The 18951-nt window shown below is 66.1% G+C and carries 15 protein-coding genes; 9 read left to right on the top strand and 6 right to left on the bottom strand.

Features of this window, described 5'->3' with window-relative positions; genetic code table 11:
* The first annotated feature begins 203 nt into the window (after positions 1-203).
* From mobF to AVP41_RS06375, 7 genes are all read left to right on the top strand, one after another.
* Positions 204-3743 (top strand): MobF family relaxase, encoded by a 3540-nt coding sequence (gene mobF / locus AVP41_RS06345; protein WP_067162861.1) that lies wholly within the window; start codon positions 204-206, stop codon positions 3741-3743.
* Positions 3744-3787: 44 nt separating this feature from the next.
* The gene (locus AVP41_RS06350) at positions 3788-4894 is read left to right on the top strand and encodes a CBASS cGAMP-activated phospholipase (RefSeq protein WP_005049382.1); all 1107 of its coding nucleotides are present in this window, start codon (positions 3788-3790) and stop codon (positions 4892-4894) included.
* Positions 4891-5886 (top strand): SMODS domain-containing nucleotidyltransferase, encoded by a 996-nt coding sequence (locus AVP41_RS06355; RefSeq protein WP_067162204.1) that lies wholly within the window; start codon positions 4891-4893, stop codon positions 5884-5886. Before AVP41_RS06350 ends, AVP41_RS06355 begins: the two co-directional genes overlap by 4 nt.
* On the top strand, positions 5883-7637 hold the full coding sequence (locus AVP41_RS06360; RefSeq protein WP_005049384.1) for a ThiF family adenylyltransferase: 1755 nt from the start codon (positions 5883-5885) through the stop codon (positions 7635-7637). Before AVP41_RS06355 ends, AVP41_RS06360 begins: the two co-directional genes overlap by 4 nt.
* Positions 7638-7791: 154 nt before the next feature.
* Positions 7792-8172: a sulfate permease gene (locus tag AVP41_RS06365; RefSeq protein WP_067162206.1), complete on the top strand. Its 381-nt coding sequence runs from the start codon at positions 7792-7794 to the stop codon at positions 8170-8172.
* Between the two features lie 548 nt (positions 8173-8720).
* Positions 8721-9686, top strand: coding sequence for an AAA family ATPase (locus tag AVP41_RS06370; RefSeq protein WP_034228238.1), 966 nt, complete (start codon positions 8721-8723; stop codon positions 9684-9686).
* 205 nt (positions 9687-9891) lie between these two features.
* Complete coding sequence (locus AVP41_RS06375; protein ID WP_197464258.1) at positions 9892-12225, top strand: S8 family peptidase; 2334 nt, start codon at positions 9892-9894, stop codon at positions 12223-12225.
* Between the two features lie 55 nt (positions 12226-12280).
* Here AVP41_RS06375 and AVP41_RS16925 read toward each other — a convergent pair whose 3' ends face one another.
* The 4 genes from AVP41_RS16925 to AVP41_RS17000 form a co-directional block, all read right to left on the bottom strand.
* Positions 12281-13000, bottom strand: a complete 720-nt coding sequence (locus AVP41_RS16925; RefSeq protein WP_231902678.1) for a hypothetical protein — start codon at positions 12998-13000, stop codon at positions 12281-12283.
* Positions 12979-13485 (bottom strand): hypothetical protein, encoded by a 507-nt coding sequence (locus tag AVP41_RS06385; RefSeq protein WP_067162209.1) that lies wholly within the window; start codon positions 13483-13485, stop codon positions 12979-12981. Before AVP41_RS06385 ends, AVP41_RS16925 begins: the two co-directional genes overlap by 22 nt.
* 798 nt (positions 13486-14283) lie before the next feature.
* Positions 14284-14658: a hypothetical protein gene (locus tag AVP41_RS06395; RefSeq protein ID WP_067162213.1), complete on the bottom strand. Its 375-nt coding sequence runs from the start codon at positions 14656-14658 to the stop codon at positions 14284-14286.
* Positions 14659-14824: 166 nt separating this feature from the next.
* Positions 14825-14953 carry a hypothetical protein gene (locus AVP41_RS17000; protein ID WP_269454407.1) on the bottom strand — a complete coding sequence of 43 codons (129 nt, stop codon included), beginning with the start codon at positions 14951-14953 and terminating at the stop codon, positions 14825-14827.
* 134 nt (positions 14954-15087) lie between these two features.
* Between AVP41_RS17000 and AVP41_RS06400 the strand changes: the two genes are divergently transcribed.
* Positions 15088-16674 (top strand): hypothetical protein, encoded by a 1587-nt coding sequence (locus AVP41_RS06400; protein ID WP_067162215.1) that lies wholly within the window; start codon positions 15088-15090, stop codon positions 16672-16674.
* A 133-nt stretch (positions 16675-16807) separates the two neighbouring features.
* Here AVP41_RS06400 and AVP41_RS06405 read toward each other — a convergent pair whose 3' ends face one another.
* Both AVP41_RS06405 and AVP41_RS06410 read right to left on the bottom strand, forming a co-directional pair.
* Complete coding sequence (locus tag AVP41_RS06405; RefSeq protein ID WP_067162217.1) at positions 16808-17152, bottom strand: histone-like nucleoid-structuring protein Lsr2; 345 nt, start codon at positions 17150-17152, stop codon at positions 16808-16810.
* Positions 17153-17309: 157 nt separating this feature from the next.
* Positions 17310-17504, bottom strand: a complete 195-nt coding sequence (locus AVP41_RS06410; protein ID WP_067162219.1) for a hypothetical protein — start codon at positions 17502-17504, stop codon at positions 17310-17312.
* A 266-nt stretch (positions 17505-17770) separates the two neighbouring features.
* Here AVP41_RS06410 and AVP41_RS06415 point away from each other — a divergent pair, with 266 nt between their 5' ends.
* The gene (locus tag AVP41_RS06415; RefSeq protein ID WP_067162221.1) at positions 17771-18949 is read left to right on the top strand and encodes a cobalamin-independent methionine synthase II family protein; all 1179 of its coding nucleotides are present in this window, start codon (positions 17771-17773) and stop codon (positions 18947-18949) included.
* Positions 18950-18951: the final 2 nt, after the last annotated feature.

Genomic DNA, 18951 nt, shown 5'->3' on the forward strand with positions numbered 1-18951 from the left:
CCGAAACGCCTTCGGCCGACTGCCTCCTCGAACCCTCGGCAGCGCGTTACTCGACCGTCTCCGCGACCCGTCGCTCTCGCCGCCCCAACGAGCCGCCACGCGTCTTGCAGGTCGAGGTTTGTCAACCAAAGTTGACGGAGCGTTCGCGCGGTCAACGCCCGCTCACCTGACCGTCGAAAGGCGGTGGCGTGGTGACGGTCTCGATGCGCGTGATGTCGGCCGGGGACGGCTACATGTACCTGCTGCGCACCGTCGCGGCCGCAGACGGCGACCGCGCTCTTTCAACACCACTGACCAGGTACTACGTGGAGGCGGGGACACCGCCGGGCCAGTGGCTCGGCTCTGGCGTCGCCGCGCTCGGCAAGGGGCAGCTCGCGGTCGGGGATCGGGTGTCGGAGGCCCAGCTCCAGCTCTTGGTCGGGATGGGGCGTGACCCGATCACCGGCGACCCGCTCGGGCATGCGTTCCCGGCCTACAAGTCGGTGCCGGAGCGGATCGAGGCTCGGATCGCCGACCTCGACCCGAGCCTGAGTCCGGGTGCCAAGGGCGAGGCGGTCGCGCGGATCGAGGTCGAGGAGACCGAACGTGGGAAGCGGCGGGCGGTGGCGGGGTTCGACTTCACCTTCTCGGTTCCGAAGTCGGCCTCGGCGTTGTGGGCGGTCGCGGATGCCGGGACGCAGGCGTTGATTGGTGAGGCGCATCATGCGGCGGTTGCGGAGGTGGTTGCGTTCATGGAGCGGGAGGTTGCAGCCACCCGGTCGGGTGCAACTGCCGGTGACGGTGCGGTTGCGCAGGTCGATGTGACCGGGTTGGTGGCGACGGCGTTCGATCACTTCGATTCCCGCGCCGGCGACCCCCATCTGCACACGCACGTCGTCATCTCCAACAAGGTGCAGACCGCGTTCGACGGCAAGTGGCGGAGCTTGGATGGCCGTCCCATGCACGCCGCCGTGGTGGCGCTCTCGGAGCTGCACGAGGCGGTGTTCGCTGATCACATGACCCGCACTTTCGGCGTTGAGTGGGAGGCCCGCGATATGGGCCGGGACCGGAACCCGGCTTGGGCGATTAGCAGCGTGCCGGAGGAGTTGGTCCGGGAGTTCTCCACCCGTGCCAGGTACATCGACGCCGAGAAGGACCGGCTGATCGCCGAGTACGTCGCCCGGCATGGCCGCCAACCCTCCACGGCCACGATCATCAAGCTCCGCGCCCAAGCCACCCTCGCCACACGCCCGGAGAAGGAGGTGCGGTCGATGGCTGACCTGACTGCCGAGTGGCGCACCCGCGCCACCGGGGTACTCGGCCACGACGCCACCACCTGGGCACGTGGGGTGATGGACAACGACAAGCCGCTGCTGCTGCGAGCCGATGACGTGCCCTTGGACGCGATTGGCGAACTCGGCCAGACCGTGGTCGAGATGGTGGGCGAGAAGCGCTCCACTTGGCGCAGGTGGAACCTGATGGCCGAGGCGTCCCGGCAGACGATGGGCTGGCGCTTCGCCACCATGCACGACCGCGAAGCGGTCGTGGGGATGATCGCCGACGCCGCCGAGCAAGCCTCGCTGCGGTTGACGCCGCCCGACCTCGCCACCAGCCCGGTCGCGTTCCGGCGGGCGGACGGCACCAGCGTGTTCCTGCCCAAGCACTCCACCGTGTTCTCCTCCGAGCTGCTGCTCGCGGCCGAGGACCGGCTACTCGACCGCTCTCGCACCCTGACCGCTCCCACCGTGCCGCTGGCGACGGTCGAGAACGTCACCACTAAGCCTGATCGTGAAGGGCGGATGCTCGGTGAGGATCAGGCCGACGCACTCATGAAGATCGCGGTCTCTGGCCGGATGCTCGATGTGCTGGTGGGCCCGGCGGGCGCCGGGAAGACCACTGCCATGAACGCGCTGCGCAGGGCGTGGGAGAAGGAACACGGCGCCGGGTCCGTGGTCGGGCTGGCACCGTCCGCCGTGGCGGCGCAGGTCCTCGCTGACGACCTGGGGATTGCGACGGAGAACACAGCGAAGTGGTGGCAGAACCACCTCGTCCACGGAACTGACTTCCAGGCGGGTCAGCTCGTCATTATCGATGAAGCCTCCCTCGCTGGAACCCTCTCGTTGGATCGCATCACCCAGCTCGCCGAACGGGCCGGCGCGAAGGTGTTGCTGGTCGGCGACTACGCCCAGCTCCAGTCGGTGGATGCTGGCGGCGCGTTCGGGCTCCTCGTCGGTGACCGGGATGATGTACCCGAGCTGGTCGACGTGCACCGGTTCATCCACGAGTGGGAGAAGTCCGCGTCCCTCGCCCTGCGGCACGGCCGTACGCAGGTGATCGACACCTACCTCGACCATGACCGCATCCGCGACGGCGACGGCGACGCGATGACCGATGCCGCCTACACCGCGTGGCGCGCGGACCGGAACCAAGGTTTGGTGTCGGTGCTGGTCGCCGAGACCCGCGAGGACGTGACCGGCCTCAACACCCGCGCCCGCGCCGATCTGATTCTCGACGGCGCGTTGAAGCCTGGTCGGGAGGTCGAGCTGAACGACGGGACCACGGCGGGGGCTGGGGACACGATCATCACCCGCCGTAACGACCGCCGACTGCGCAACGGCAAGGACTGGGTGCGCAACGGTGACACGTGGACCATCACCGGCGTCCGTGACGACGGCTCGGTCACGATCCGCAAGGCCGGCCGCAGGTTCGGCGGCTCCATCGTCCTGCCCGCCGCCTATGTGGCCGATCACGTCGATCTGGGTTATGCGGTCACGGCGCACAGGGCGCAAGGCGTCACTGTCGACACCGCGCATGTGCTGGTGGAGCCGACCACGACGAGGGAGAACTTCTACGTCGCGATGACCCGCGGCAAGCAGGCCAACAACGCCTACGTGATCCTCGACCGGGCCGACGAGCACGCCGAGCCACATCCGGGCGACAACCCCGACGCCACTGGCCGATCCGTCCTGTTCGGGGTGCTTCAACACACCGGTGCTGAGCTGTCCGCGCACGAGACCATCACCGCAGAACAGGAGCACTGGGGCTCGATCGCCCAGCTCGCCGCCGAGTACGAGACGATTGCTGCCGCAGCCCAACGAGACCGCTGGGCCACCCTCATCCGTGCCTCTGGTCTGACTGCCGAGCAAGCCGACACCGCGATCGAGTCCGAGGCGTTCGGGGCACTCACCTCCGAGCTCCGCCGAGCCGAGGCCAACCACCACAACCTCGACACCTTGTTCCCTCGGCTGGTCGCGGCGCGCGGGTTTGCCGATGCCGACGACATCGCCTCCGTCCTGCACTACCGAGTGGCTCGTGCCACTGCCCGCCCGGCTGGCTCGGGTCGCACCCGTAACGCACCACGAATGATCGCAGGGCTGATCCCATCCGCGGACGGCCCGATGACCGACGATATGCGCCAGGCGCTTGATGAGCGGCGCGAGCTGATCGAAGCCCGTGCCGACGCGGTGCTCGACACCGCACGCCAGGCTGGCGAGCCCTGGACGGAACCGCTCGGTGAGCCACCCCGTGATCCGCGCAAGGAAGCGGCGTGGCGACGGCACGCCCACACCGTCGCGGCCTACCGCGACCGGTACGGCATCACCGATGACTCGCCCCTCGGCCCGGAACCGGAGAACGCGGCGCAGAAGATCGACGCGGCTCGCGCAAGAAGCGCACTCGCACGGGTAAATGAAGCCGCCCGCCGATCCGCGGCCGTCACCGAGCGTCGCTCGATCGAGCGAATTTCTCCCGGGCGGAGCCTGTGATCTGAGCCCGAGGGAATGTCGGTGCGGCAGCGTAGAATAGTTACATGGGTGTAGTTCCTGCAAGTTCGACCGATCCCGGAGGCGAGACGCCGACCGGACAGGCCGACGCGCCCGGACGGCAGGACCCTCCATCCACGACGATCGAGTCAAGCACCCCATCCGTCGATCGTTTCCAGATTCTCGCCCTCGATGGCGGGGGAGCCAAGGCACTGTTCACCGCTCACGTGCTGGCGCGGCTGGAACAGGACCTCGACGTCAGCATCAAGGACTCGTTCGACTTGATCGCTGGCACGTCGGCGGGTGGGATCGTCGCGCTTGGGCTGGGTGCCGGTCTCGCCCCGAGCGAGATCGTGGGGCACTACGAAGAACTGGTCGAGGCGGTCTTCCCGGCCGTGCGCCGGCGACTGTGGCGGCGGCCTCGCCAACTCACTGCACCCATCTACGACGGCGATGCGCTGCGCACTGCCTTGACGAAAGTGCTCGGCCAAAGGCTGCTGGGAGACAGCGCGAAGCGGTTGGTCATCCCGGCGTGGGACGTGCAACGAGGCTCCGTGCATATCTTCAAGACGCCCCACCACACACGGCTCGCCCGAGACTGGCGCATCCCGATGGTGGACATCGCGATGGCGACCTCGGCGGCGCCGCTCTACTTCCCTGCCGCGCGTGTCGATGGACACCGCCTCATTGACGGCGGCGTGTGGGCGAACAACCCTTCCGTCGTCGCGATTGCCGAGGCCGTGAGCATGCTCGACGTACCGCTCGCCTCGATCAGGGTGCTCAACGTCGGCACCATCGACCAGCTCACGAACCACCCCAAGCGCCTCGACCGCGGCGGGCTGTTCAACTGGGCGAAGCCGATCGCGCCACTGATCCTCACAGCCGGCAGCCGTGGCGGACAGGGCATCGCTGAACATCTGATCGGCAAGGCCGCTTTCACCAGGTTCGATGCTCTCGTGCCGAGCGGACTGTACGCACTCGACTCGGCAGACCCGAGCGATGTCGCCGGCCTCGCCGCGTCCGTGAGCCGCGAGCTCAGCCCTATCTACACCGCGCGGTTCGCAGATCATCGCGCGGCGGACTACACACCGTTGATCGGAGACCGACACCGCGGCGACCCGACCAGCACGTCGACCACGGAGGTCTCCCGATGAAGCTCACTGACTACTTCAACGTCTTGCTCAAGGACACCGTCAACCTTGGCCAGGTGAAGCTCGACTCGCTCGACTCTCGCGTCGAGGCGGTCTACAAGGCGTTGAAGGCCGACGAGCAGATCGGGCACCTGATCCTCGGCAAGACGCCCCAGGGCTCGTGGGCGCACAAGACCATCATCAATCCGGTGGGCAGCAACGAGTTCGACGCGGACTTCATGCTCGACATGAGCGAGAACGCGGACTGGGCCGACGATCCCAAGAAGTACATCGAGGAGGTCTACGCGGCTCTGCACCGGCACAGCACCTACGGAAACATGCCGCACTCACGCAAGTGCCGTTGCGTCCGAGTTGTCTACGCGAACTCCATGCACCTGGACATCGTTCCGCACCTCAACCTCGCCGATGGACGCGAAGTCATCGTCAATCGCGACGACAACGACTGGGAGCAGACCGACCCCCAGGGGTTCACGGACTGGATGAGGGACAAGGACGCGCTCGCGAAGGGCAACCTCCGCAAGGTCATCCGGCTGATGAAGTACCTGCGTGACCACAAGAACTCCTTCACCGGGACCCGGTCGATCCTCCTGACGACACTGCTCGGTGAGCAGGTCACCGAGTTGCGCACGCTGCTTGACCCCGGCTACTACAGCGACGTCCCCACGACTCTCCTGCACCTCGTAAAGGACCTCGACGCCTGGCTCCAGGCGCGCCCGATCAAGCCCTCCATTCCGGACCCGTCCGGGTCCGGGGTCGCCTTCGACCATCGGTGGGAGCAGTCGAGCTACAGCTACTTCCGGGACCGTATTCATGTTCACGCCGCCGAGATCGAGGAGGCTTACGAGGAGGAGAACAAGGAGCGCAGCATCGAGCTGTGGCAGGGCATCTTCGGTGACGGCTTCAAGGCCCCGGCCACCTCGTCCAGCAGCGCGAAGTTCCCGGCAGCAGCTCCCGCGGCCGCTTCCACCGTGGGGCGGTCTGGCCGCGCGGGATGAGCCGCCGCAACCGGGCCACGCTGTCGGCTTGGCAGAAGCACCTCTTCGATGAGCTGAGGTCACTCGCCAGGGAGCACCCCAGCGACGTGCGGATAGTCGAGCAGCCTCGGCTCGACTCTGACGGCGACGCCACCCTCCGACTTCGGCTCCACACCGCAGATATCCTTCATCGCCCCGGTGGGCTGGGACTTGGAGACGACGAGGAGTTCATCGTCAAGATTCGCCCCTCGCTGTTCGCACCCCCGAGCGCCGAGGTTGACCACACACGCTTCCTCGGTTTCCCGCACGTCCTCCAAGGGCAGCGGCTCTGCATCTATCTCGACCCCTCCCGCGAGTGGCGCCCTTCCGCCGGGATGGCCGGATTTCTCAGCCGACTGTGGGACTGGCTCACCGATGCTGCCGGCGGAGCGTTCGATCCCTCGACCGCGATGTACCACGCTGTCGGAGGAGTGCTCCACCACGCCGATGACACACCCACCATCGTCGTCCGCGAACCTGGGCCGCCGAAGCGGCAGCAGATCGCTCGGCTCGTCGCCCGCTCACCGCACCGCTACGACCTCACCTACTCGACCGACCGCGACGGACACCGCACACCCGTCTTTGTCCTCGCGAGGGACCTCCCGTTCGGTGCGGCATCCACCTTCGCGCTATTCCTGACGCTCTTGGACGACCCGCATCTTGACCGCGCCGAAGGACGACCGCCAGAGGTCTCACCGCAATCGCCCGCTTTCCTTACCTCGCTCCTCGCCAGCGCTCTACGAAACCCTGACGGCACCGAGCAGTACTTCGTGCTCGCCGTTCCGCACCCCGCAGGTGGACCGCACCATCTTCTCGGCGGACGCCTTCCCGCAACTACCGCCGACGCCCTGCGACGCCTCGCCAAGAAGCACGGCACAGCGGTCAACCTCGACCCCGCGATCATCAACGCCGACATCCCCATCGAATGGTGCAACATGTCCGACGAACGGCAAGAGGTCACAACCCGACGCGACGACAACCGTCCCGTCAACGGCTTCCAAGGACGAGCCGTCCACATCTGGGGCTGCGGCGGCCTGGGCTCATGGCTCGCCGAGTTCATCGCACGCGCCGGAGCCAGCGCCATCACCGTCTGCGACCCCGGCACCATCACCGGCGGACTTCTCGTGCGACAGAACTACACCGAGGCCGACATCGGCCAGACCAAGGCCGATGCCCTCGCCACACGCCTCCGCGCGATCCGCGACGACCTGACCGTGACCGTCGCAGAAGGAAGCGTCCCCGACCCAGCCGTCTCACTCTCCGCGGACCTCATCATCGACGCCACCGTCAGCCACAGCATCACCACCTACCTCGACACCCTCGCCGGCGAAGACCGCACGGCACTCATCGCCCAGGTCGCCACCGACGCCAGGACAGGATCGCTCGGTATCGCCAACATCTGCGCGCCCGGTGACACCTGTACGCCGTCTGAGCTTGACGACCAGGCAGGCCGCTCGGTATTGGCCGATGGTGGCTTAGAGCTGTACCACCGGCTCTGGGAGGACGCAGCCGAAGGCGACGAACTGACTCCCACGAGGGGATGCTCCGTACCCACGTTCCATGGCTCGGCCGCGGACCTCGCTGCTGTCGCCGCGACACTCGTCAACATGATCGGCCTGCACCTCCAACAGGCAGGGGCACCTGTTTCAGGGACCCACCTCATCGCCCTGCCACACGCACCAGCCGGCCCACGGCATCACTTCCTTCCCGCGGCGTCGGACACTCGCGGATGAGATAGCACGGGTTTACGTCTGTCCGGGCTTGGGCGTAAAGTTGGGGGCCGAGGCAGGTTCTCCTCGATTGCGGGTCCTTCGGGACGGCCCAGCTTGGGCGCTCATACACGTACTGCCTCCTCGACGGAGAGACACGTGTGACGAGAGGCCCGCCATGATCCGCCTTATCTGGACGCTCAGCGCCCGCACCCGCTACTACCTGCGCCGCTACATGCCCACCAACCGGCTGCTCGACGCGATCCGACGCCGACGCAACTTTAAGTGGGGCATCCCCGCGACGCTCCTCGCGGTGCCCTACCTGCTGATCGCGAGCATCTGCACCAACGCCCTCGACCAGGGGGCACCAGGCTGGTTGCATCTGGTCGTGTTGTGGGCGGTGTGGAACGCGATGAAGTTCATCGTCATTGGACCGGTCAGCCTGATCCTCCTGATCCGCGCCCGGACCCAGGAAGCCATTGCCCGGCACCGCGACCGGCAGGGCACCCGCGACCGCTCGGAGTCCCAGGTGCCTATGACCGTAGGGGCGGCCCGATGAACGCCCCCACCTACACCTACGCCGCTCGCCTACCTCCGAGGCGCACGAGCGGCAGCAGACCGCTTGTCTGGCGCTGCCCGCGACCTCGACCTTGATGTCACTCGCAGATACAGCGATGAAGCCGGCGATCGCTCGGAGCTGACATGACTGCTCGCTGACTCTGCAACCGGCAAGTTCTCAGCCCTGGTGATCGCGCGGCTGGACCGTCTCGGGCGGACGATCCCCGTTGCCCCCCACGTCCTGGCAGACCTCGACACTGCTGGTGTGTGCGTCTGTGCGGTCGATCGTGGCACGTACGCCCTCACTGACCGGATGACGTTGGCAGACATCTTGACCGCCACGATCCGACCGTGCACGTGCGGAAGGCACCTCACGCGCTGACCCTGAGCACGGCGTGGACTCGGCCGAATCGCGGCGCCAGTCCCGGCCAGTGCGCTTGGCGGCCTGCTGGCTGACCCGAGTGGTCGGCATGCGGGGGATCAGCGATGCTCTGACGGTCCTGGCCCGTAGACTTGGGACAACACGCGGCGTACGGCGGGAGGTGAGTGGTGGCCGGATCAGGAGAGCACTTCAAGGCGCTCGTACGAAGCCACGGGAGCGGCGACGACGAGGCGTTCTACTCAGTCGCGCTACAGGTTGCCGCTCAGGCGGCTCGGCAGGGGCACCACCATCTCGCGGCTGACCTCAAAGCCGCAGTTGATCACTCACGTGTCGAGCGGCCGAAAAAGGTCACCTCAATCGCTCAACCGCGAGGCGATCTTTCAGAACTCGTTATCGCCTCTCACCCAGCCGTTGGCTTGAAAGACTTGGTCCTGCCGGATGAGCTGGCCGCGCAGGTGCGACGTGTCCTCAGCGAACAGCGCCAACGCAAGCAGCTTCTGGATCACGGCTTTGAGCCTGCGCATCGCCTCCTGTTCGAGGGGCCGCCTGGTACGGGCAAGACGATGACCGCGGCAGTCCTGGCTCACGAGCTCTCTCTGCCCTTGCTGACGATCAGGCTCGACAGCCTGCTGAGCAAGTTCATGGGCGAGACCGCCAGTAAGCTGCGCGTCATCTTCGATGCAGTGGGCGCGCAGCGCGGGGTGTACCTGTTCGATGAGTTCGACGCGCTCGGTGGCGACCGAGCAGGAAACGACGTCGGTGAGGCCCGACGCATCCTGAACTCCTTCCTGGTGTTCCTGGAGAACAGTTCTCCCGAGAGCATCGTCATCGCTGCCACCAACCACCGGTCGATTCTGGACAAGGCCCTGTTCCGACGTTTCGACATGGTTCTCAACTACTCACTGCCGGACGCGAAACAGGCCGCCGCCGTGATGCGCGGCAGGCTCGGGTCTCTCGCCAAGGGCGTCCGTTGGGCCGCACTGGCAGAGCACATGGCAGGGCTCTCCCATGCGGACCTCGTAAGGGCTGCGGAGTCTGCCGCCAAGAGCGTCATCCTCGCTGGCGGAACACGAGTGAGTGCCGACGACATTCGACAGTCGCTCAAATCGCGGCAGGCGGCGAGCCTTGGCTGAGGGGCAGGAACACCTCAGTCACCTTCTGGTAGAAGATCGAGCGGCAGACGAGGAGTTTCGCCGACGGGGTGGACCGGACCCGAAGATTCGTCCGGTCGAAGACCGTGCCGGTCACGGCGGCGGGCGGCTGAACGAGTTGCAGTCCGCGTTCTCTAGCGGTGACGAGACCCGTGAAGAACAACTCCCAGACGACGAGCTACGTGCCTTGGGCACCATCATCACGTTGGAGGGCTCTGACCCCGCGTATCCGCTCAAGCTCGACACTCTCCAACAGCTCACCTCGCACCGCGATCCGCAGCGCAGGCGCCCCAAGTGGCTCCTTCTCTCGGTTCTCCCCGCGGACTCGGGTTCTGGCATCCCCGAGCGAGCGACCGTCTGGGTCAGCGACGACTACCGTGCGAAGTTCCTGCAGCTCTTCGAGGACTACCTGGCGAAGGAGTCACCGAAAGGCAAACCTCGCAACAACGAACTCGTCGCGAACATCGCACGCATCCGCGCCACCATCCTGGGTGACCTTTGGCAGTCCGAGGGTCGCCCGCCAGAAGGTACGACGACATGGTGGGAACTATGGCTACGCCCAAACGCTGACGGCCCCGATCTGCTACGGCGCTTCGCCGAAGCCTCCGGACTGACCATCTCGCAGCGTCTCCTCCGGCTCGTCGACCGCGACGTCATGTGGGTCGAGGCGACGTGGGCGCAGCTTGAAGTCCTACCGTTCACCGCGGTGCCGCTGGCCGAAATCCGGCGCCCGGAGTTCATCGACTCCATAGAAGACCTCACCGCCGAGGAGCAAGCCGAGTACGTCGACGACCTGGCCAAGCGACTGGAACCTGCCGACGAACTCCAGCCCGCCGTCTGCCACCTCGACACGGGCGTAGCGAGAACTCACGTCCTCATCGAGCAGTCCCTGGCACCCCAGGACCTGCACACCGTGATCGGCGTCAGCGGCTTCGATCAAGACGGACATGGCACCAAGATGGCCGGCATCGCGCTGCTGGGAGCCGCGGTCGACCGCCACCTGCTCGGATCGGACTCCGTTGTGCTGCGACACCGACTGGAGTCGGTTCGCATCCTTCCGACCAAGACCGAGAAGCCGCACGAACCCCGCGCGTACGGAGACGTCACCGCCCAAGCCGTCTCGCTGCCCGAAATCGCAGCGACACGGCGCCGGGTGTTCTGCATGCCGGTCAGCACCAGTACCGACACCCCCGGAAACCCAGGTCAGCCCACGCTGTGGTCGGCCACCGTCGACGCACTGGCCGTCGGCGCCAACGTCGTCAGCAACGGCGACGAACTCCGGCTACTCGCGCCACCAGACAGCGAAGCAGCAAGACTCCTGATCGTGTCCGCCGGAAACGTAACCGGCTACGTCGCCGACCACCTCGCCGAATCCGACACCTCTCCGGTTCGAGATCCCGGCCAAGCCTGGAACGCACTCACCGTCGGCGCCTACACCGACCTCGACGCGGTCCCGACCGATCCGGCCTTCGCAGGCTGGACCCCTGTCGCGCGGAAGGGCGACCTCTCGCCCCACAGTCGCACGTCTCTGCCGTTCGGGAACAAGCCCTGGCCGATCAAGCCCGACATCGTCATGGAAGGCGGCAACGTCCTCCATGACACCGCCTCCATGTTCGAGCCGAATCACCCGGCGCTGTCCCTGCGAACCACCGGGCACACAAACGACCAGGCTCTGGCGTCGGCCAACGCAACCAGCGCCGCGACCGCGCAAGCCTCCCGGCTCGCAGCCCTCGTCATGGCCACCTATCCCGAGTACTGGCCCGAGACGATCCGAGCACTCCTCGTCCACTCCGCGCAGTGGACACCCATCATGCGCGACGAAATCGATCGTGCGGGGCAGAGCGGACTTCAAGCCAAACAGATGCTGCTACGCCGATACGGCTGGGGCGTCCCGACCGAGGAACGCGTGTTGTTCTCCTCCGATCGGTCCGTAACCCTGGTCGTACAGGACGAGTTCACCCCTTTCGAGGGCGATGAGTTCAAGGTCCCGTCGTTCCGGCTACACGACCTTCCTTGGCCGCGCGAAGTACTGCAAGACCTGGGCTCCGCTTCCGTGACCCTGCGCGTCACCCTCTCCTACTTCATCGAGCCGACGGCGTCCCGACGAGGATGGCGTCAGCGGTACAAGTACGCATCACACGGACTCCGGTTCGAGCTACAAGACCCCCTTGAATCTGAGGCCCATTTCGTTCAGCGAGTGAACCGTGAAGCCCGCACCGAGGAAGCCGGCGGGCGCCCCGCAAGCGGACAAGTGTCGTGGCTCGTCGGCGCCAACCAACGCCTGTACGGCTCACTGCATCAAGACATCTGGGAGACCTACGGTTCAGCACTCGCCGACACCGGAAAGATCGCCGTCTACCCCGTCGGCGGCTGGTGGAAGAACAACAAGAACCGCGAACGCGTCGACCGGAAGATCCGATACGCCCTCGTCGTATCACTCCAGACCGACGCCACCGACGTCGACCTGTACACACCAGTGGCGAACCTCCTCCACACCCCGATCGAGATTCCGATCGAGTGATGTCCGATTCGCTCCGAATCCCGCGGATAACGGATAACACCGCCGGACTCGCAGCTCAGACGTTCGTTGCGACGGCCTGTGCGCGCCGACCAGCCGGTCGAATCGTGACGCCCTCTACGGCCAGCGCGCGTCGGACAGCCTGCTGGCTGACCCCGTACCGCAACCCGACTTCCATTAGCGTAAGGCCCTCGTCGTACAGCTCGACCGCTTCGGCGAGATGGCACTCATCGAGCCCCCGCTGGCGTATCGGTACCGAGCGGCGGACAAGGTGCGCCGCCGCGGTGCGGCGATGAATGCTGAACCGCTCGCCCAACTCCACGAGTGTCGCGCCCGACTCATACGAGGCCACCAGCTCGTCCACCTGCGCCGGGCTCAGAAAGGTTTGAGTCATCCCAACTGCACGCACCATCCGCCCCCGCTCGTCCACTACAGACGGCTCCAGCGGCCTCCGGTCCCGCCGGTAGACGCCCCGCGACCTGCGAGAAGCCACGGTTTTCAAGGCCGGGCAGGGGTTCTCGAACTCTCTACGGAGGTCCACCACATTCGCCTTACTCGAATAAGCGACCGTGAGATGAAGGTCGTTGGACGAATCAGATAGAGCGTCGGAGAGGTCTCCGGCGCTCTTTCGTTTGGCCCCGGCCCGTTCGCCTGCGGCGGCCCGAAGCAGTGCGATCGGCCCGGGCACTTCGACGGACACGGTCATCTCGCGCTGTTCGTCCTCGATCCAGATGCGGCAGAAGAAGGCGCCGAGAATCAGCAGCGGACCTGTGCCCAAGGAAGCCCCACCGCATCCTGATAGCTGGTGAGGCTCCCCACGCCACCACTCCACAGGACGTTGTCGCCCTCCACGTCGTCCAGACTACCGAACAGGGTGGAACCGAACTCCGGCTCCGCCTGATCGTCACCCCAGTCCTCCAGCCATCCGATGGCAAACTCCCTGCTGGTGTCGACCGCGGCAACCGGTTGCTCCACGGTGAATCCGTCTTTTGCCTGGAAAAGCGTCACCGTCTTGCTCCCCGGGCCCGGCTCCGCCGTCGCTTTCCACACTAGAGGCAGATCCTCAAACCCTGCCGAGTCGTCTTCATCGTCGTAGTATCTGACCTCGACGTCTGAGATCTCGTACGAGCATTCGTCAGGGACTGTGAGAACGAAGTTCCCGCCGTCGTTCCAGATGTACGCCGACGTTGTCGGGGTGCATCCGGTGAGCAGCACAGTTGCCGCCGCTAGGAGAACCACGCCCGTAAGCGGCTTCTTCAGCATTTGTTGTATCCGCCTCTCGCCTTCACCCAGGCTACCTTCCAGTGCGCGCCTGCCAACTCGCAATCACAGCGATCCCACCACCAATCCCACCGGTGAACGCAAGAGCGAGCCCGAGCTGAAATGGGGTGCGCGTGAACCAGGCGATGAGGCCGATCACTATGAACGTAGTGATCGACGCACCCATCAAACTGACCAAAACAGTAGCTATCACTCGTCGCACGCCCGCGGCTCCTTCATCTGCAGACCCACTGCCTCTACTTCCATTACTTCTTCTCTCCTGTGAACCGGTTATTTATCCTCTTCGCATCTGATTGAGATTGCTGTTTATCGCTTTTGCTGCATTCGTTAGCCCCAACTTCTTCACGACCGGGCGCGCCGGTTCAGGGCGTAAGTAGCTGGCTGACGCGACGTCGACCATGCGGCCGAAGCTGAACCACTGTGTCAAGGATGGCTTCACGCACGCGGCCGTAGCTAGCATCGAGTTGCTCGGCGATGGCGTCAATGGTCACGCCGCCTTGGTACAGCCGCACCGCGGGGCGCCGCCGAGATTCCGACAGTGGTTGACGGCACATGTGTACTCCGTGGCCGTGGAGCAACGTCAAGACGCTGCACTTCGACAGGCGACACTCCCGGCAGAGTTGTGGAGTCGCCACTCCACGTACGTATCGCGCCACGATCCCGCTGACCGCTTCCGGACCGAGCCGGCGACGCACCGACCAGGACTCCGCCTCCGCTTTCGGCTCGACTGCAGCAACGACGACCGCCTGAGCCGCGATGCCGGCCGCTCGTCGTGGCCCATCAATCCGAATAGGGCCGGCGCTCGATCTCTGGGATCGGCCTACCATCCGACGTCACGTTGTGAAAGCCCAACTCGCGCAGCAGTCCTTGCATCCTCACCCACAGCAGGATGTCGGCCGCGAGAAGGAGAATCCCCAAGCCCATGATCGCGAGGGTGAACCCCGGCACCGGTGCCACCAGGGGCACCCAGATCAAGTCGACGCCCAACGCTCCAAGGAAGAGAAGTCCGATGGTCCAGCGGTATCCCTTGCGAGTGACTGTCACATCCCATCTCGGCACGAAGAACCGTTCATCTGTTCTCGGCCTTCCGGCCAACGCCCAGGCGGCGACAACGTCAGAGAAGAAGATCCAGCTCGCTCCGAAGAGCAGCGTCACCTCCCGACCAATCCAGTTCCGCCTTTTCCTCGGTCCGTTCCAGTGACAAGCCTACGGTGGGGAACTGGATCGACAGCCGCCACGGATGAACCGAACAGCCCCCGGTTCCCCAACACGACGTAGTCGCGGATGGCGCAGAAGCGCGGGCCTCACCCGCAGGCCCCGCTTACTCCCCCGCGGCGCCGCCCGCCCGCTCGTCGAGTTCCTTCAACCGCTTGAGCTTGGTCCAGGGGACGAAAGCGATCCACGCGACCGACGCGATCGATGCGCCCATGATCATTGATGCGATGTCCATGCCCTGACGATAGGGGGCGCACAAGGCCGTGCGCCTCCCCCGCGCGGCGGAGATACGGGCGCACCGGCAATCGCGAGGCTGCCGCCTTCATACCGGAGGGCCCCTTCCTCGTCGCGTCGGATAACGTACGTCTCGTGACGACCACCCACACCCGAGCCACCGTCACGTCACCGCCATCGACGCACTCCTGGGGCCGCGCGATCCTCCACGAGGCGGGCGGATATGCCATCGCGGCGGTGCTGGCGCTGGTCGTGACCGCGCAGCTGGCGACGACACAGGCATGGATGATGTTCGCCGACGGCGACTCGCTCATCACCGTCCTGCTGACGAAGTCGCTGGTGTCGGGCCGCGCGCAGGACTGGGCGATGTCTCCCGTGCTCTTCATCCCGGAGACCGCCGTCTACGCCGCGCTCTCCTCACTCGGTCTCGGCGTGCGCGCCACGCTCACCCTGAACGCGTGGGTGAACTTCCTCGCCCTCTACGCCGCGATCCGAGTCGTCAGCGGCAGTCGCCGGCACGTCTCGTCCCCCGTTCGCGGAGCGCTCCTCGCCTTCTCGGTGTTCTGCCTGTTCGCGGTGCTCAACAGCGGGGAGGGACGCGACGGCTTCCACCTTGCGTCGGCGTTCGCGATGACGACGTACTACTCGGCAACGGTGGTCGGCGTCATCCTCGTCGTGGGGATCACGCGGCGCGTGCTGGATCACGCTCCCTCGCCGCCGCGACTTCCTGCCCTCGCCCTCGTCGGAATCGTCCTGATATCGGCGCTCTCCACGCTCACCAATCCCCTCTTCGCGGCGTGGGGAACGGTGCCGCTGATCCTGGTGCTGTTGCTCTTGCGTGCGACAGGAATCGCGACCTGGCGACCTGTTCTCGTCCTCGCACTGGCCGCGGTTGCCGGCACGGCACTCGGAATGCTGGCCCGGATGCCGGTCTCTGCGTGGATCGTCGCGGATGCGCGGCTGTATGTGCGCGCGGGCCAGTGGGCGGAGTCGTTCGTTCGCTATGCCGGACTCGCGGCGGAATCTGCCGCGAATCCTCTCGGCGCGGGTTTCCTTCTCCTGACCGCAGCGATGTGGGGCGTCTCGTGCGCTCTCGCCGTCCGGTTCCTGCACCGACGAATGACAGCTCCCGCATTCGTCACCGGGAGTGCCGCGCTCGTTCCGGTGGTGGTCGTGATCGGGATGGTCGCCTTGGGCACCGACGGGATTCGCTATCTGCAACCCGTCGCTTTCATGCCCCCACTGGCCCTCGTCACGATTCCGGTCCTGCGGAGGAGAAGAGAACGAGCCCGCAGCTCCGAGAATCGGTGGTGGCAGGCGGGGGCGGCAGGAATGGCAGCCATTGTCGCGCTCGGATGGTCGCTGCCGCGTGCAGTCAGCGAAGCCCGCACGACCGATGTCGATCTCGCGTGCGTGGTCCAGTGGGTCGATTCCGCCGGCAGAGTCGGGGCGGGCCAGTTCTGGACCGTTCGAGCCCCGCAGGCCTACGCGAAAGACCCAGCATCGCTCATCCAAGTCGATCATCAGTTCACCGTCTACGAGTGGCTGACCAATCGAGCGGACAGCGCGTCGCCAGACGTCACGTTCGTCGTGACCGACGCCATGTCCGCCCCCTTCCAGTACCCGGACGGAGTGAGCGAGTCGGACGCATCGACGGTCACCTGCGGCCGCTACACGATCCACGACTTCGGCGACCTCCGCATTCCGATCGCCCATCGATAAAGGCATCTCGCACACCCACACGCGCACGCCGGGAAGGACAAAGGCGGCCGCCCCGTTTGGGACGGCCGCCTCATCGGGTCACGCGGCGCGGGTGATGCGCAGCGACGACCCGAGGTGCTTGTCGAGATCGACCTCAGTGTGCGGCCGCGTAGGCGTCCAGGACGTTCTTCGGAATGCGCCCACGCTCGTTCACGGTGTGGCCGTTGGCCTTCGCCCAGCTGCGAATCGCGGCGAGGTCGGAGTTGCCGCCCGAGCGGCGACGCGCCGGGCGCGCCTGCGCGGCTGCGGCCGCGCTGACCGAACGTCCGGCCGTGATGAAGGGGGCGAGAGCCTCACGGAGCTTGTCGGCGTTCGCCGAGGTCAGGTCGACCTCGTACGCCTTGCCTTCGAGGGAGAACGTGACAGTCCCGCCGTCGCCGTCCGCGATCGGGGTGCCATCGACATCGTCGACGAGTTCCACAGTGACCTTCTTTGCCATTCCTGGCTCCTGCTCTGTTTCGGCTTCGAATGCGCATCCGGATAGAGGCGCCGGATAGATCGTACGCAATTTCGCCAGGAAAAACATGGAGGTTGCGCCCACGACCCGCCGTGAGATAGGCAAAACCGCTTTGAGGAGCGCTCCCACGCCGCCGGTTTCACATAAACCACACAAGGGCAACGAGGAGGATCGGCACCGCGAGGGCGCACGCGAGGAGAATCAGCACCCACCTCGTCCGCCATTTGCCGTTGCGTTCGGCGGCGGGCCGTGTCGTCTTCAGCACACGCCCCGCAATCCCTGCGGCCACCATGAGCACCACGATGACGACGGCGACGAGCAACTGAGCCGGCACGAGACCCTCCGGTTAACCCTCGTCACGGTGACCTTGTGCCACCACCGGTGTCGCGCAGATCGATCACCCGCCTCTCTCATCATGCCGTATTCGGCCACGCTCTCGAGCCATGTCATCCGGCGTCATACGACGGGGCCCCGACCACCCGGTCGATAGGCTGTGATCAGCTCGGAAACCGGAAGCCTCCGCCTTGAGCACCGCGATCCGACGCGGCGCAAGAGCAGACATCCCGCCCATCGCGGCCGTCCCCCGGAGGTTTCTTTCCCATGCCTGTCGCCACCACCACTTCGGGAAGCCTTCCCCGCACCTCTTCCCTCATCGAGGCGAATGCGGCACGCACATTCGCCGCGGATGGCTTCACTCTCGAGTCGACTCCCGAATTCGACGAGCTCACCGCTCACGCCGTCGCCGATGTGGTCGCCCGCCAGCGCGATGCGGGAATCACCCTCGTCGGGGATGGCGAGTTCGGCAAGGCGATGTCGAACCCCGTGGATTACGGCGCGTGGTGGTCGTACTCGTTCCAGCGCGCGTCCGGCCTCTCCCTCACCGACGTCAATGCGTTCAATGAGCCACCCGTACGCTCCGAGCCCGGCAGCATCCGCCTCACCTCCTTCCTCGACCGCCGGGACCGTCAGCTCTTCCCCGCGGTCTACGCCGAAGCGGTCGAGGTGGGAGCAGTCGCGACCGCCTTCCCCACCACGACCGGCCCGATCTCCTACCGCGGGCACGACGCCGTCGCCGCAGACATCCGCCACCTCACCGCGAGTCTCGACGAGGGCGAGCAGGGCTTTCTCACCGCGATCGCTCCCGGCTCGGCGGCGCGCGTGCGCAACGACTTCTACGCCACCGACGAGGAGCACATCTGGGCGTGGGCGGACGCGCTCCGCGAGGAGTACCGAGCGATCGTCGACGCAGGCCTCATCGTGCAGCTCGATGATCCGTCGCTGGCCGAGAACTTCGACCAGATCTCCCCCGAGCCCTCGATCGCCGACTACCAGGCCTTCACACAGATCCGGGTGGACGCGATCAACCACGCGATCGCGGGGCTACCCAAGGAGCAGGTGCGCCTTCACCTGTGCTGGGGATCCTGGCACGGCCCCCACACCACCGATATCGAACTCCGTCACCTCTTGCCCGTGATCCTGAAGGCCAACGTCGGGTCGATCTCGTTCGAGGCGGGGAACGTCCGGCACGAGCACGAGTTCGCCGACTGGGCGAACGTCGACCTCCCCGACGACCTCGTGCTGGTGCCGGGTGTCGTCAGCCACGCCACGAATGTCGTCGAGCACCCTGAGCTCGTCGCGCAGCGCATCCGGCGGTTCACCGACATCGTGGGAGCCGATCGCGTGATCGCCTCAACCGACTGCGGCCTGGGCGGGCGCGTGCACCCCGACATCGCCTGGGCCAAGCTTGCCGCTCTCGGCGAGGGCGCCCGCCGCGCCTGACG

Origin of the sequence: Microbacterium sp. TNHR37B (assembly GCF_001620065.1) — a bacterium.
Taxonomy (GTDB): Bacteria; Actinomycetota; Actinomycetes; order Actinomycetales; family Microbacteriaceae; genus Microbacterium.

Bases quoted from the DNA above. Each gene is read 5' to 3' on its own strand.
- mobF (WP_067162861.1), top strand. From the start codon at position 204: ATGCGCGTGATGTCGGCCGGGGACGGCTACATGTACCTGCTGCGCACC.
- AVP41_RS06350 (WP_005049382.1), top strand. From the start codon at position 3,788: ATGGGTGTAGTTCCTGCAAGTTCGACCGATCCCGGAGGCGAGACGCCG.
- AVP41_RS06355 (WP_067162204.1), top strand. From the start codon at position 4,891: ATGAAGCTCACTGACTACTTCAACGTCTTGCTCAAGGACACCGTCAAC.
- AVP41_RS06360 (WP_005049384.1), top strand. From the start codon at position 5,883: ATGAGCCGCCGCAACCGGGCCACGCTGTCGGCTTGGCAGAAGCACCTC.
- AVP41_RS06365 (WP_067162206.1), top strand. From the start codon at position 7,792: ATGATCCGCCTTATCTGGACGCTCAGCGCCCGCACCCGCTACTACCTG.
- AVP41_RS06385 (WP_067162209.1), bottom strand. From the start codon at position 13,485: ATGCTGAAGAAGCCGCTTACGGGCGTGGTTCTCCTAGCGGCGGCAACT.
- AVP41_RS17000 (WP_269454407.1), bottom strand. From the start codon at position 14,953: ATGGACATCGCATCAATGATCATGGGCGCATCGATCGCGTCGGTCGCG.
- AVP41_RS06405 (WP_067162217.1), bottom strand. From the start codon at position 17,152: ATGGCAAAGAAGGTCACTGTGGAACTCGTCGACGATGTCGATGGCACC.
- AVP41_RS06415 (WP_067162221.1), top strand. From the start codon at position 17,771: ATGCCTGTCGCCACCACCACTTCGGGAAGCCTTCCCCGCACCTCTTCC.